The organism is Roseibium sp. RKSG952 (genome assembly GCF_009711355.1).
The window spans coordinates 1-13,817 of record NZ_SMMF01000944.1 but is presented as its reverse complement, the minus strand read 5'-3'; the positions used below and the strand labels follow the sequence as shown (position 1 = coordinate 13,817).

General features: G+C 58.0%; 14 protein-coding genes. 7 read left to right on the top strand and 7 right to left on the bottom strand.

Translation table 11 applies throughout. The annotated features are described in order from the left end of the window. Positions 1-33: 33 nt before the first annotated feature. The 6 genes from E1297_RS29635 to hutI form a co-directional block, all read right to left on the bottom strand. Positions 34-513, bottom strand: coding sequence for a hypothetical protein (locus E1297_RS29635; protein ID WP_155144593.1), 480 nt, complete (start codon positions 511-513; stop codon positions 34-36). 136 nt (positions 514-649) lie between these two features. Next, complete coding sequence (locus tag E1297_RS29630) at positions 650-1,144, bottom strand: hypothetical protein (RefSeq protein ID WP_155144592.1); 495 nt, start codon at positions 1,142-1,144, stop codon at positions 650-652. A 550-nt stretch (positions 1,145-1,694) separates the two neighbouring features. Beyond that, complete coding sequence (gene hutU, locus E1297_RS29625; protein ID WP_155144591.1) at positions 1,695-3,359, bottom strand: urocanate hydratase; 1,665 nt, start codon at positions 3,357-3,359, stop codon at positions 1,695-1,697. A 22-nt stretch (positions 3,360-3,381) separates the two neighbouring features. Then, the gene (gene hutG, locus E1297_RS29620) at positions 3,382-4,182 is read right to left on the bottom strand and encodes an N-formylglutamate deformylase (RefSeq protein WP_155144590.1); all 801 of its coding nucleotides are present in this window, start codon (positions 4,180-4,182) and stop codon (positions 3,382-3,384) included. Further along, positions 4,169-5,725: a histidine ammonia-lyase gene (gene hutH / locus E1297_RS29615; protein ID WP_155144589.1), complete on the bottom strand. Its 1,557-nt coding sequence runs from the start codon at positions 5,723-5,725 to the stop codon at positions 4,169-4,171. The genes hutG and hutH overlap by 14 nt, the downstream gene beginning before the upstream one ends. Next, on the bottom strand, positions 5,726-6,928 hold the full coding sequence (hutI, locus tag E1297_RS29610) for an imidazolonepropionase (protein ID WP_368669731.1): 1,203 nt from the start codon (positions 6,926-6,928) through the stop codon (positions 5,726-5,728). Between the two features lie 83 nt (positions 6,929-7,011). On the opposite strand from hutI, the gene E1297_RS29605 reads away from it, so the two are divergent. The 7 genes from E1297_RS29605 (at position 7,012) to E1297_RS29575 (ending at position 13,185) form a co-directional block, all read left to right on the top strand. Continuing rightward, positions 7,012-8,397: a formimidoylglutamate deiminase gene (locus E1297_RS29605; protein WP_155144588.1), complete on the top strand. Its 1,386-nt coding sequence runs from the start codon at positions 7,012-7,014 to the stop codon at positions 8,395-8,397. A gap of 14 nt (positions 8,398-8,411) precedes the next feature. Continuing rightward, a complete protein-coding gene (locus E1297_RS29600) occupies positions 8,412-9,113 on the top strand; it encodes a UTRA domain-containing protein (RefSeq protein ID WP_209016070.1) in 702 nt (233 codons plus the stop codon). Between the two features lie 153 nt (positions 9,114-9,266). After that, entirely contained in the window at positions 9,267-10,955 is a 1,689-nt protein-coding gene (locus E1297_RS29595; RefSeq protein ID WP_155144587.1) for a thiamine pyrophosphate-dependent enzyme, read from the top strand. A gap of 99 nt (positions 10,956-11,054) precedes the next feature. After that, positions 11,055-11,411, top strand: coding sequence for a hypothetical protein (locus E1297_RS29590; protein WP_155144586.1), 357 nt, complete (start codon positions 11,055-11,057; stop codon positions 11,409-11,411). A gap of 162 nt (positions 11,412-11,573) precedes the next feature. Further along, positions 11,574-12,014 (top strand): DUF411 domain-containing protein, encoded by a 441-nt coding sequence (locus E1297_RS29585; protein ID WP_209016078.1) that lies wholly within the window; start codon positions 11,574-11,576, stop codon positions 12,012-12,014. A 4-nt stretch (positions 12,015-12,018) separates the two neighbouring features. Continuing rightward, entirely contained in the window at positions 12,019-12,678 is a 660-nt protein-coding gene (locus E1297_RS29580; RefSeq protein ID WP_155144584.1) for a L,D-transpeptidase, read from the top strand. Between the two features lie 3 nt (positions 12,679-12,681). Then, positions 12,682-13,185 (top strand): cytochrome c, encoded by a 504-nt coding sequence (locus tag E1297_RS29575; RefSeq protein WP_155144583.1) that lies wholly within the window; start codon positions 12,682-12,684, stop codon positions 13,183-13,185. Between the two features lie 438 nt (positions 13,186-13,623). Here the strand turns inward: E1297_RS29575 and E1297_RS49920 are convergent. Further along, the coding region (locus tag E1297_RS49920; protein ID WP_209016069.1) for a hypothetical protein at positions 13,624-13,817 on the bottom strand (194 nt) is incomplete at its 5' end.

Here is a 13,817-nt window from a genome sequence, read left to right as displayed (position 1 = left end):
ATTTAAGTATTTTTGAGTGATATTTTGGTAACTTCAAGTGATGTTCAAATATGAATTTTCCAATAAACTCCTGTATGCTCGTTCGGAAAATGTCTCCATAAACCGGTCAGGTATATCTGCAGGATGTGTTATTTTTTCTTTTATCGAAGTACTGGTTGCGATCTCATTTTCAATGACAATTTCACCGTTGATATGTTTCCATAAGAGTTGATATCTGCCGAGATCGATAGTGGTGTTTCCACACCCAAATACAGTGTATTTTCCTGTTTCTATAGCGTAATCATCAAATATCATTATATTTGTTGACTCTGTTATGAATTTATCTGCTCCACTTTCTAAATAATTTATAAAAGATTCAGTAATGTTTGCGCGGCCAATTATTTTGGGTGAATGTGGAATGACAACATGAGCGCCGTCATGGTACATTTTAGCAAGCTCATTTATAAGCTTATTATTATATAATAATGAAAATTTGCCTTGAAGCGAGTTTATATCCGAGGTTGATATCGTCATTGGACTGCTCTGAGACTGCGTTTTGAGATATGATATAAATACGGATGATTGTTTGGTATTTTTATTTATTTAATATTGCAGTCATTTGTTGAATAAATTTCATTAATTATACTTATAAGTATAATGATATTTAATATCATTCTCTGTTTTTGTTTTTGAAGTCTTTTAAACTTGTTGATACCATGTCGCTGTACGCCATTTCGGAAAATGTGTTAATAAAATTGCTTTCGTCTTGGGTGAATCTATTTCCAGTCAATTTCATGGATATGCTTGTTGCCATGTCTCTTACTATGAATAGACTGCCATTAATATTTTTCCATAGAATTTGATAGGTTCCAAGATCCACAATTTTCGAATTTTGATCATGGACCATGAAGTTTCCTGATTCTAAAGCGTAATCATCGAATACTTTTACATCACTTGTTTCAGTCGTGTATCTATCTGCGCCACTTTCGAGCAGTGTGGCAAAACTATTGTAAATCCTCAGAGAGCCATCCATGATCGGTGCGTGAGGTAGTATTAATTGGGCGTTTTGCGTGTAAAGGTTGGTCAGCTCATCGAATCTCCTCTCGTTGTATAGTAGGCTTATTTGTCGGGATCGAAGTTTGACTTGTGGGATAAGTATGGTCATTATCGCCCTCATAACCGCAAAGACGGCTCACTTGACGATACGGGATGCTGGATTGCGGCGGCCTTAAAACTTGATGAATAGTGATTAATGCTGATGTTTATGATTTGAATTTGCTTGTGGTTTGGAGGAAAAACTGTCCTGTGAATGGGGCGGCAGTCTTTGTGTTCGCGTCCGGTAAAGGGCGCGCCGGTGGAATATGTGCGCAATAGCTGGTGTTTTTCCAGCTTGAGATGCTCAATTGGGATTGGCGGTACCCAGTATAACTGCCGAAGTGCATCGGTCAGGCAAGACTATATCTTTTGTCTGCCTGAAAGGGTTAATCATGTGGAGCCGCATAAAGCAACGTTCCTGTATACTCTGCCATTTTTGATGGGTGTACCGAAACTAACACCGTACATGCGAAGAAATTATATATATTCGTGTTGAATTTGTAATAAGTCTAATTCGCAATTTCGAGAAAAAATTGTCTTTCACTGCGCTCCAATAGAAAAAGTCTGTAACTCTTAGTGAAGTGGTGAGTGCCGGGGTCTCACCACTTCACAAATCACACTCAAATACCCGGCAGGTTCAGACCCTGACCCCGGGCGCAGTCGAGGGCGATCTCGTAGCCGGCATCGGCGTGGCGCATGACGCCGGTGGCCGGGTCGTTCCACAGAACGCGTGCGAGGCGCTGGTCGGCATCTTCAGTGCCGTCGCAGCAGATCACCATGCCGGAATGCTGGGAATAGCCCATGCCGACGCCGCCGCCATGGTGCAGCGACACCCAGGTGGCACCGGAGGCGGTGTTGAGCAGGGCATTCAGGAGCGGCCAGTCGGAGACGGCGTCCGAGCCGTCCTTCATTGCCTCGGTTTCCCGGTTGGGGGAGGCGACGGAGCCTGAATCAAGATGATCGCGGCCGATCACCACCGGTGCCTTCAGCTCGCCCTTTCGGACCATTTCGTTGAAGGCAAGTCCCAGCCGGTGGCGCTGGCCGAGGCCGACCCAGCAGATCCGGGCGGGCAGGCCCTGAAATGCGATGCGCTCGCGCGCCATGTCGAGCCAGTTGTGCAGATGCGGGTCGTCCGGGATCAGTTCCTTGACCTTGGCGTCGGTCTTGTAGATGTCCTCCGGATCGCCGGACAGCGCGCACCAGCGGAACGGCCCGATGCCCCGGCAGAACAGGGGGCGGATGTAGGCGGGCACAAAACCGGGGAAAGCGAAGGCGTTTTCAAGACCTTCGTCAAAGGCGACCTGCCGGATGTTGTTGCCATAATCGAGCGTAGGCACGCCCGCATTCCAGAACGCGACCATGGCGGCAACATGGTTTTTCATCGAGGCGCGGGCGGCCTTTTCAACCGCTTTCGGATCGGTTTCGGCCTTTGCGTGCCATTCGGCGACCGTCCAGCCCTTGGGCAGATAGCCATTGACCGGGTCATGGGCCGACGTCTGGTCGGTGACAATGTCGGGCTTGATGCCGCGCGCGGCCAGTTCCGGGAACACATCTGCCGCATTGGCGATCAGCGCGACGGACTTGGCCTCGCCTGCTTTGGTCCAGCGCTCGATCATCGCCAGCGCCTCGTCGAGCGAGTGGGTCTTCTCATCAACATAACGCGTGCGCAGGCGGAAGTCGGCGCGCTTTTCATCGCATTCGACGGCAAGGCAGCAAGCGCCCGCCATGACGGCGGCCAGCGGTTGGGCACCGCCCATGCCGCCCAGACCTGCGGTCAGGATCCAGCGGCCGTTCAGATTGCCCTCGTAATGCTGGCGCCCGGCCTCCATGAAGGTCTCGTAGGTGCCCTGAACGATGCCTTGCGTGCCGATATAGATCCACGAACCCGCTGTCATCTGGCCATACATGGCCAGTCCCTTCTTGTCGAGTTCGTGGAAATGATCCCAGTTGGCCCAGTTTGGCACCAGATTGGAATTGGCGATCAGCACGCGCGGGGCGTCCTTGTGGGTGCGGAACACGCCAACCGGCTTGCCCGACTGGACCAGAAGGGTTTCATCATCTTCAAGTGATTTGAGGCTTGAGACAATGCGGTCGAAATCTTCCCAGGTGCGGGCGGCACGGCCGATGCCGCCATAAACCACCAGCTCATGCGGGTTTTCGGCGACGTCCGGGTGCAGATTGTTCATCAGCATGCGCAGAGGCGCTTCGGTCAGCCAGGATTTTGTATTGAGATCCGTGCCGGTCGGCGGGAAGACGTCACGGGCATTGTGGCGGCGGTCAGCCATTGTTGTCTCCTGATGCGCGGGATTAGCGGGCAAGGGTTGGGGCAAGCGCTTCCAGCGCTTCCAGGATCTGTTTCAGGTGAATGCGCAGACGGTCTGCCTTGGCCGGATCATAGGCAAACGGCGGGGCTTCGCTGGCAAGATGTGTCGCCTGCGTCAGCTCCATCTGGATCGCATGGATGCCGGTTTCCGGTTGGCCGTAGTGACGGGTCGTCCAGCCGCCCTTGAAGCGGCCATTCAAGACAGACGTGTAGCCCCCGGCCTGTTCCGTCGCTTCTGTCACGGCCCGCTCGATTTCGGGTGCGCAGGTGGTGCCGCCATTGGTGCCGGTGTTGAGGTCCGGCAACCGGCCCTCAAACAGGAACGGGGCATGTGCCCGGATGGAATGGCAATCATAGAGGATCGCGATGCCGTGCCTGGCTTTCACCCGCTTCAGTTCGGCCTCAAGGGCTGCATGATAAGGCGCGTGCCAGGCAAGCCGCCGGGCTTCGATTTCTTCCCCGTCCGGTTCCGAGCCTTCGTGATAGATCGGCGTGCCGTCAAAATCGATCACCGGGCAGAGCGTTGTGGTGTTCTGGCCCGGATAGAGCGACACCCCTGCAGGGTCCCGGTTGGCGTCGATGACATAGCGGTGAAAGTTGGCCTTCACCATGGTCGCGCCCGCAAGCAGGCCCGTATAGAGCCGGTCCACATGCCAGTCGGTATCGGCAAGCAGCTGCCCGGTTTCATTCAGCCGGGTCCGGATCTCTTGCGGCACGTAGGTTCCCGCGTGGGGAACGCCGAGAACAATCGGGCCGTCGCCCGCAAACACCTCAACCGGCTGCATGGACGGCTCCCAGCTTGATCATGTGGTTTTCGGAGAGGACCGAGACGATTGCGCGGTCGCGCACCAGTTCGGCCGCGGTTTCCAGATCCGGGGCCATGTAGCGGTCCTGTGCGAGGGGCGGCACAGTCTCCCGCAACCGGTCCAGAACCTTCTGCAAGGCAGGGCTGGTCTTTAAGGGGGCACGGTGTTCAACGCCTTCGCAAGCGCACAGCAGCTCCACGCCGAGAATATGCGACAGGTTCTCCGTCATCCGGATCAGGCGCCGCGCGCCATGGGCTGCCATGGAGACATGGTCTTCCTGATTGGCGCTGGTCGGGGTGGAATCCGTCGAGCAGGGATTGGCGAGGTGCTTGTTCTCGCTCATCAGGGCGGCGGTGGTGACTTCGGCAATCATCATGCCGGAATTGAGCCCCGGATCCTGTGCCAGAAACGGCGGCAGGTCAAAGGACAGCGCGGGGTCCACCATTAATGCAATCCGGCGCTGGGCGATGGCACCGAGTTCTGCAATGGCAAGAGCGATCTGGTCGGCGGCAAAGGCGACCGGTTCCGCGTGAAAATTGCCGCCGGACACGATCCGGTCCGCATCCACCAGCACCAGCGGATTGTCGGTGGCGGCATTGGCCTCGATTTCGAGCGTTCGGGCGGCCATGCGCAGGAGATCGACGCAAGCGCCAGCGACTTGCGGCTGACACCGGATGCAATAGGGATCCTGCACGCGGGTGTCGCCTTCCCGGTGGCTCTCGCGAATTTCCGAACCGTCCATGATCGTGCGCATGGCGCGGGCGACCTCGATCTGGCCGCGATGGCCACGCAGCTCGTGGATCTCAGGCAAAAGCGGTGCCGTCGAGCCCATGATCGCATCGGTGGAAAGGCTTGCGGTCACGAGTGTTGCTTCGGCCAGCCGCCAGGCCTGAAACAGCCCGGCCAGTGCGCAGGCCGTGGAGAATTGCGTGCCGTTGATCAGGCCGAGACCTTCTTTCGGGCCGAGCACAACCGGTGCCAGACCGGCCCTTGCCAGTGCTTCGCCTCCGGGCAGGCGTTCACCGTTTAGCTCCGCTTCGCCTTCACCGATCAGGACGGCGGTCATATGGGCAAGCGGGGCCAGATCTCCGGACGCACCAACCGAACCTTTTTCAGGCACGACCGGTGTCACGCCCTTTGCGAGGCAGTCTTCGATCAGCTTCAGAACCTCGAACCGCACGCCCGAAGCACCCCGTCCCAGTGAAAGCAACTTGAGGACCATCATCAACCGGGTGGTGGCCCGGTCGAGCGGCGCTCCGACGCCGCAGCAATGGGACAGGATCAGATTGCGTTGCAGGGTTGCGGTGTCGTCCGCTGCGATCTTGACACTGGCGAGCTTTCCGAAGCCGGTGTTGACACCGTAGACGGCGTCTTGCCCCTTGGCTGCCTGGGCCACCTGTTCCGCTGCGAGATCAATGGCCTCCCGGGCAGACCGGTCAATGTGAACGGCTGGTTCCTTGCGGTAGATGCATTCCAGCGTGTCGAGCGTAACCATGCCCGGGGTCAGGGTGAGTGCGCTCATTCACGAGCCTCCGAAAATTCGTTGTGTCAGGGAATTGAAGCCGATGCGGTAGGAGAGTTCCGCCGGATGCTCGACATTCCAGATCGCAAGGTCGGCGCGCTTGCCTTCTTCCAGCGTGCCGCTGTCCTCCAGTCCGAGCGCCTTCGCCGCGTTTGTGGTGACCCCGCGCAGGGCCTCTTCAGGCGTCATGCGAAACAGGGTGCAGCCCATGTTCATGGTTAGAAGCAGGGACGCAAGCGGCGACGAGCCAGGATTGCAGTCGGTCGCAAGTGCGATTGGAACCTTGTAGGCACGCAGCAAGTCCAATGGCGGATGTTGGGTCTCGCGCAGGGTGTAAAACGCACCGGGCAAAAGCACGGCAGCGGTGCCGTGCGCTGCCATCGCCTTGATGCCGTCTTCATCGAGATATTCAAGATGATCGGCGGAGAGTGCGTTATAGGAGGCGGCAAGGGCCGCGCCGCCGAGATTGGAAAGTTGCTCGGCGTGGAGCTTGACCGGCAGGCCGAGTGCGGCTGCGGCGTCAAACACCTTCCGGATCTGGTCAGGTGAAAACGCAATCCCCTCGCAAAAGCCGTCGACCGCATCGACAAGGCCTTCTTCATGGGCTTGCCGTAGTGTGGGCAGGCAGATCTCATCCAGATAGGCGTCCGCCCGGCCCTTGTAGTCCGGCGGGATGGCATGTGCGCCGAGAAAGCTGGTTCTGACCCGGACTGCCCGTTCCCTGGCGATGCGGCGGGCCGCCCGCAGCATGTTCAGTTCCGTGTCCCGGTCAAGACCGTAGCCGGACTTGATTTCGAGTGTTGTGATGCCTTCGGCGATCAGGGCATCGACGCGCGGCAGGGCTGTTTCGACCAGTTCATCTTCGCTCGCCGCCCGTGTCGCGGTCACAGTCGACAGAATGCCGCCACCGGCGCGGGCAACTTCCTCGTAGGTCGCGCCATTGAGGCGCATTTCGAATTCCCGCGCCCGGTTGCCGCCGAAGACCACATGGGTGTGGCAATCGATCAGGCCGGGCGTGATCAAACGCCCGTGCTGGTCTTCTGCGGCAAGGCCATGAAAAACTGCAGGCAGGTCCTTCTGCGGACCGGCATAGGCAATTGTCTCGCCGTCTATCACCAGCGTGCCCCGTTCTATCAGGCCATAGGGTGTGTTGCTGTCGCGCAGGGTCGCCAGCTTCGCGTTGGTCAGGAGGCGCTGAGACACGGGTCAATCTCCGGCTTGATTAGATTGCGATATAAGGTAATATGCATGCACATAATTTGCTGTCAACGGGAGGAATGGCGAATATGTCGCCCAACGCCGGCACAACGATCTTTGCAGACCAGGCGCTCCTGCCAGACGGTTGGGCGGAAAATGTTGCGGTTCGTTTCGCACAAGACGGCCTGATCACGGAGGTTCAGCCCGGAGCCCGCAGCGCGCCCAGCCAAATCCGCGTTTCCACTCTGTTGCCTGCCCCTGTGAACCTGCACAGTCATGCGTTCCAGAGGGCCATGGCGGGCATGAGCGAGCGCAAGGGCACAGAACAAACCGACAGCTTCTGGACCTGGCGCCAGATCATGTTCCGTTTCCTCGACATGTTAACACCCGAGGATGTCGAAGCGATTGCAGCCTTCGTCCAGATGGAAATGCTGGAAGCCGGGTATGCGGCGGTCGGCGAGTTCCACTATCTGCATCATCAGCACGGCGGCGCGCCCTACGACAATCTGGCGGAAATGTCGGAACGGATCTGCGCGGCAGCTGACCAGACCGGGATCGGTTTGACCCATCTGCCGGTGCTTTACACGTATGGAGGTTGCGACAAGCGGGCTCTTGCGGCGGGTCAGGTCCGGTTTGGAAACGATTTTAACCGGTTCCATAAACTCCGTGACGGGGCTGCAAGGGCCATGCGTCACCTACCTTCCGATACTGTTTTGGGAGTGGCTCCGCATTCGCTGAGGGCCGTGGACGAAGACGGGCTCCGGCAGGCCGTCGCCCTTGCCGGTGACAAGCCGCTGCACATGCATCTGGCGGAACAGGTCGCCGAGGTCGAGGAGGTTGAGGCTGCCAGAGGAATGCGGCCGGTCGAATGGTTGCTGGATCAGCACAGGGTCGGGTCGAACTGGTGTTTGATCCATTGCACCCAGATGACGCCGGAAGAAACCGGGGCGCTCGCCCGGACCCGGGCGGTTGCCGGTCTTTGCCCGATCACGGAATCGAGCCTCGGGGACGGCATCTTCGATGGTGTCCGTTATCTGGGTGCCGGTGGGCGGTTCGGTATCGGATCGGACTCCAATATCCGCATTTCCCTGTCCGAAGAATTGCGCACTCTGGAATATTCCCAACGTCTTAGAGACAAAGTGCGCGCATCTGTTGCAACGGCTGAGAAATCCACCGGCCGGGTCTTGTTTGACGCGGCGGTGCGCGGCGGAGCGCAGGCGGCGGGCCGCCGTTCGGGCAAGATGGAAGCCGGCTGTTTTGCGGACTTGGTGACGCTCGACCCGACTGCGATTGATCTCGACGGTTTGCGGGGAGACGCAATTCTCGACGCCTACATTTTTGCAGGGGATGACCGCATGGTGCAGGATGTCTGGGCCGCAGGTCGGCATGTTGTTGCCGGCGGCTATCATGTTAAACGCGATGCAATCCGTGCACGCTACCGCTCGACCATGGCCGCCCTGCGTGCCCGATTGTAAGGAAATGACGCAACGTGGCTTTGAGTGAACCCAATACATGGATGTCCATCCGGGAGGAACTCCTCCGCAGGATACACAACCGTGTCTGGCAACCCGGAGACCAGATTCCGCATGAAGCGGATCTGGCAGACGAATTCGGCTGCGCGCGTACCACGGTCAACCGCGCGCTGAGGGATCTGGCGGACAGCGGGCTGGTCATTCGAAAACGGCGGGCCGGCACAAGGGTTGCTCTCAATCCTCCGCAAAGAGCCACCCTGACGATCCCGATCATTCGGGAGGAAGTTCAGGCGCTGGGCGCCACATACCGGCACAGCCTGATTGCCCGGGAACTTGGGCCCTTGCCGCCAGCGCTTCACGGGGCATTCCCGGTCGCCCGGAACGAGGCGGTCCTGTTTCTCAAGACCGTTCACTTTTGTGACAACCGGCCCTTTGCCTATGAGGAGCGGTTTATCAATCTGACGGTTGTCCCTTCGGCAGGCAACGAGCCGTTTGACAAGCACAGCGCGAACGAGTGGCTGGTTCACAATGCGCCCTACACCCATGGCGACCTGTCATTCTTCGCCGTAAGCGCGGACGGGACTATGGCCAACACATTGGATACAGGCGTTGGAGCCGCGCTTTTTGCAATGGAACGGATCACCTGGACCGGTGACGATCCAATCACGCACGTGAAGCTCGTCTATGCTCCGGGATACCGCATGCGCACCCGGATTTGATCACGGGTCGGATCGGTCTTGAGTATTCCCGGTCCGTAATTCGGCTTTTCCCTTTTTGATAAATACCCTTACGGTAGGTGCGTTGTGGCTGGTGAGTCCCTTGAGGCAATACCGGCTGCAACACTTCACCGACCGAATGGGAAGGGGCGGGCCATGAATGTCGCGGAATTGATGATCGAAACACTCTACCAGCATGGTGTCCGGCATGTCTTCGGCATACCGGGCGACGCGATTTGTGATTTCACCTATGCCTTGAAATCGCGCAAGGACATGGATTTTATACTTGTCCGTCATGAGGAGGCCGGGGCCTTTGCCGCCGCAGCACAAGCCAAACTTTCAGGGGAGCTTGCCTGCTGTATGGGAACGGCGGGCGGCGGTGCCATTCACTTGTTGAACGGACTGTACGACGCAAAGCTTGACCATGCGCCGGTGCTTGCGATCACGGGGCAGGTTCAAACCGAGTTTGTCGGCACCGGGTATCATCAGGAGGTCGACACAGAGCGGCTGTTTTCCGATGCCTGCGTCTATTCCAAGACCGTGATGGACGAAGGGCAGCTTCCTGCAATCATCATGGAGGCGTGCAAGGCCGCTATTTCGGAGCGCGGTCCTGCACATGTGTCTGTTCCGACCAATGTGGCGGGGCGCAAGGTGCGCGAGATCCCGTCCAATCTGACCCCTGCCCTGTCGGGAGCGCGCATGCGCCCATGTGACGAGGATCTGCAAAAGGCCGCCGATCTGATCAACAAGGCATCAAAGCCGGTGATCCTCGCCGGGATAGGCGCGGCTGGCGGAGCCAGTGAGGTCACCGCCTTGGCGAAAAAGATCAAGGCGCCGATCGTGCGCACCTTGCGCGCCAAGGACTGGATTGACGAAAGCCATCCCGATTGCGTCGGAGGTCTCGGTCTGCTCGGCGGGGTGCCCGGGTCGAAGGCCATGGACCGCTGCGACCTGCTGATCATGATCGGCGCGGATTACCCTTATGTCGACTTTTATCCGAAGAAGGCGAAAACGATCCAGATTGACCGGAAAGTGCGCCAGATCGGCAAGCGCAAGTCGATCGACGCGCCGCTTCATGGCCATGCAGGACCGACCGTGAGTGGATTGCTGGAGCTGGTGCACGAGAAGGCCGATGGCAGTTTCAAGCAGGAAATCGGTGCCATCCACGAGAAGGAGCGTGCCAACTGGAAATCCGAAGAGACCTCCAAAAACGTTCCGGTCCGGCCGCAGACCGTGTTGCATGCGGTGTCCGGGCATGCGCCCGACAACGCGATTTTCCTGTGCGACACGGGCACGGTGACGGCCTGGTCGGCCCGGCATCTGATCGTCAAGGAAGAGCAGCGCTTTACCGCCTCCGCGTGTCTCGGGACCATGGCCTTTGCCTTGTCCGGCTCGATCGGGGCGCAGCTCAAATATCCGGACAGGCCGGTTATCGCCCTGTGCGGCGACGGCGCCTTTGCCATGTTGATGGCGGACTTCGTCACCGCCGTGCGCTACGATCTCCCCGTTACCGTAGTGGTGCTGAACAACCAGAAACTCGGTTTCATCGCACTGGAGCAGGAAGGCAAGGGGCTGCCGGAGCATTCCATCGATCTGGTCAATCCGGATTTTGCCGTCTTTGCACGGGCTTGTGGTGGCATCGGTATCGATGTCCATCGGCCTGACGAGCTTGACGATGCGATGAAGGACGCCTTCTCCAACGACAAGGCGACGGTGGTGAATGTCTTTGTCGAGCCGGGCGAATTGATCATGCCTCCCGAAATCACCGCAAGACAGGCCTATCATTTCGGACTTGCCAAGGTTCGCGAGGTCATGGACCCGGTGAAGGAATCCATTTCCGGCTAGCAATGTGCCCTGTTGGCCCCCGCGGCATTCACGCGCTGTTCCCGCAATTGTCAGCGTTCTGCGCTGGCAATTTTTCCGGATTTGGGCTAACAGGCAATCATGCGCAAGGTATTGGCAACTCTGTTGATGTGTTTCTTCGTGCTGGTTCACGCCATGCCCGCATCTGCGCTCATGCAGGGAAGTGGCTCTGATCTGCGGGCGCCCGCTCGCACTGCCACGGTGCAAGCTGTTTCGTCTCAGGAAACGCTTGACCTTGCAACGATGGCCTGTTGCCAGTCCAAGGACAAGGCTGCCGTGAACACCAACGCCAGCAAATGCAGTAGCGATTGCGCGACCATCTTGCCGACGGTCTCTGGGATCAAGGCCCCGCCTGTCCTGGAACTGCACGCCGGCGCAAGGGCTGCGATGCATCCGCTTGCGCCGAATGTCGCTGACCGCCCGCCCAATAACGCCTGACCACGCCGGACATGTGTCCGGATGGACGCTTAACAATCCTCCGCGGCCGGGATCCGGCCTCCGCGGAACAACAGGCTTATTGGACAAGACAAGATGAAGAATGTTCAAAACTATCTGCATGCGGCCCTCAAGGCGAAGCGCTTGACCGCCGCTGCTGTTTTCATGGCAGGGTCGCTCGTGATCACGCAGGCCTCCGCTGATCCGGAGAGCACGGTCACCGTCTACAAGACACCCTGGTGCGGTTGCTGTCACCTCTGGGCGGAAGCGGTCGAGCAGGCCGGTTACAATGTGACTGTCAAGGACATGGAAGACCTGTCGGGCATCAAGAAACAGGCCGGTGTTCCGGCCGAACTGGAAGGTTGCCACACGGCTGTGATGAAGACTGGCGGCCACACCTATGTTCTTGAGGGGCACGTTCCCCTTGAGGCGATGGCCAGGCTGGCGGATGAACAGCCGGACATCCGCGGTGTTGCGGTGGCGGGCATGCCCATGGGATCCCTCGGCATGGGGGACGACCCGTCGGCCAGCTATGACGTTGATGTCTTGCCGGAAACGCCTTCGGGCGCGCCTGCCGTCTTTATGCACATGGGGGAGGGCAACTGACCCGATGATCCCGCTGACAAGAAGATCCTTTCTTGCAGGATCGGCGAGCCTTGCGGGGCTCGCCGTCTCCGGCTGCATGACCTCCGGGCCACCACGGCCCGCTGAACCACCGCCATCGCCCTATGCCTTGATGTATCAGGCGGTGCCGGAAGAGCCGTTTCCCTTGCCCGCCGTCGATCTGACCAAAGTGCCGGAGCAATATTACCGGCAGCAAGTGCCATACCCGACGTCCGAGAAGGTGGGCACGCTGGTGGTCGATACCTCCAATTTCTACCTGTATCTCGTGCAGGAGAACGGCACGGCCATGCGCTACGGCGTCGGGCTCGGGCGCGCCGGGTTTGAGTGGTCGGGCCGGGCGCGCATCGCGCGCAAGGCCGAATGGCCGCGCTGGGTGCCTCCCGAAGAGATGATTGAGCGCGAACCCCATCTCGAGCAGTGGAGCTGGAAAAACGGGGGCATGGATCCGGGCCTGCAAAACCCGCTCGGGGCGCGTGCGCTTTATATTTATCAAGGCGATGTCGACACGCTCTACCGTCTGCATGGAACCGGCGAATACTGGACCATCGGCTCGGCGGTCTCCAGCGGATGTGTCATGCTGATCAATCAGGATGTGATCGATCTCTACCAGCGTGTGCCAAACGGTTCTGAAATCGTGGTGATCTAGGGGATGAAGTTTGGACCCGGGAAACTTCTGACTGCAGGTCTGGGTTTGGTCGTGGTGCTAGCGGCTGGCTGGGCGGCCTTCGGCACGGGGGGTGTCCTGAACCCTGGCAAGCCGGAGCGTCAGCGCCTCTTGATGCCGGAAGACCCGGAACTTGTGGCCCACGGTCAAAAGATCTATGCCGCCAATTGCGCTTCTTGCCATGGAAACCGGCTTGAAGGGGAGCCGGACTGGCAGACACCAAATGCCGACGGCACCTTTCCGGCCCCGCCTCATGACATCACTGGCCATACTTGGCATCATGGCTCGGAGCTGCTGTTTGCGATAACCAAATACGGTGTCGCGCAAGGTGCCGGGCTTGAGGGCCACGTCTCCAACATGCCCGCCTTTGGCGGCATGTTGTCTGATCAGGACATCATCGCGGTCTTGTCCTTCATCAAGTCACGTTGGCCCGAAGAGATCCGGTTACAACATGATGCGCTGGACGAGAGCCTGTCCCCGGGGCGATAGACCATCTTTCGAATGCCCCAGGCTTTAGACCTCTGTGGCAGGGTTGCAAGGACCGGTCAGGCGGTGCAACAGCGTCCTACAGCCGAAGCACCAGTCTAACGCAAGTTCCAACTGTGCCGAGCCTTTTGAGCGATGACCCGCACGATTTTCCAAACCGCTCTCGGCCGAACCGGCTTCATGTCCCGCGCATGGCACGCCTCGCTTTTTGGTGGGATATGTGCCCGTTTCCACGTCCGTCCTGAAAACAGCACCTCTTGTGCCGCCCCTGAGTGCCGTTCACGCACCAGTTGAGTTTTCGGGTTTTGAACATCAGTTATGGCTTCCTTCGATTGAGAAAGATGAACGGGATGTTACTTCCGTATTAATAATGCCGCTAGGTGATGTGTATTAAGTTTTATTATAAAAATAATTATGATTATAGTATTTCTGGTTCAATAATTACGAATTAACGAAAGGTTGCGTTGATATTGTAATAAAATAACCTTGACTGTCTATTGTTAATTCTTCGATTGGTGCGACCGTTGGTGTGTAAATACTAGCGGGGTGATCTTGTGACAGCGCCTCGAGGCAGCTGTTGATGCAAGGTTTTGGGTGAAGTGCCTTTTTCCATGCAAGCAAACCAGTGAAACGAG

What these genes read in the sequence shown, in the direction of transcription:
- hutU (WP_155144591.1), bottom strand. Translation starts at nt 3,359, where the DNA reads ATGGCTGACCGCCGCCACAATGCCCGTGACGTCTTCCCGCCGACCGGC.
- E1297_RS29575 (WP_155144583.1), top strand. Translation starts at nt 12,682, where the DNA reads ATGAAGTTTGGACCCGGGAAACTTCTGACTGCAGGTCTGGGTTTGGTC.
- E1297_RS29635 (WP_155144593.1), bottom strand. Translation starts at nt 513, where the DNA reads ATGACGATATCAACCTCGGATATAAACTCGCTTCAAGGCAAATTTTCA.
- E1297_RS29580 (WP_155144584.1), top strand. Translation starts at nt 12,019, where the DNA reads ATGATCCCGCTGACAAGAAGATCCTTTCTTGCAGGATCGGCGAGCCTT.
- E1297_RS29605 (WP_155144588.1), top strand. Translation starts at nt 7,012, where the DNA reads ATGTCGCCCAACGCCGGCACAACGATCTTTGCAGACCAGGCGCTCCTG.
- E1297_RS29585 (WP_209016078.1), top strand. Translation starts at nt 11,574, where the DNA reads ATGGCAGGGTCGCTCGTGATCACGCAGGCCTCCGCTGATCCGGAGAGC.
- E1297_RS29630 (WP_155144592.1), bottom strand. Translation starts at nt 1,144, where the DNA reads ATGACCATACTTATCCCACAAGTCAAACTTCGATCCCGACAAATAAGC.
- E1297_RS29595 (WP_155144587.1), top strand. Translation starts at nt 9,267, where the DNA reads ATGAATGTCGCGGAATTGATGATCGAAACACTCTACCAGCATGGTGTC.
- hutG (WP_155144590.1), bottom strand. Translation starts at nt 4,182, where the DNA reads ATGCAGCCGGTTGAGGTGTTTGCGGGCGACGGCCCGATTGTTCTCGGC.
- E1297_RS29590 (WP_155144586.1), top strand. Translation starts at nt 11,055, where the DNA reads ATGCGCAAGGTATTGGCAACTCTGTTGATGTGTTTCTTCGTGCTGGTT.
- hutH (WP_155144589.1), bottom strand. Translation starts at nt 5,725, where the DNA reads ATGAGCGCACTCACCCTGACCCCGGGCATGGTTACGCTCGACACGCTG.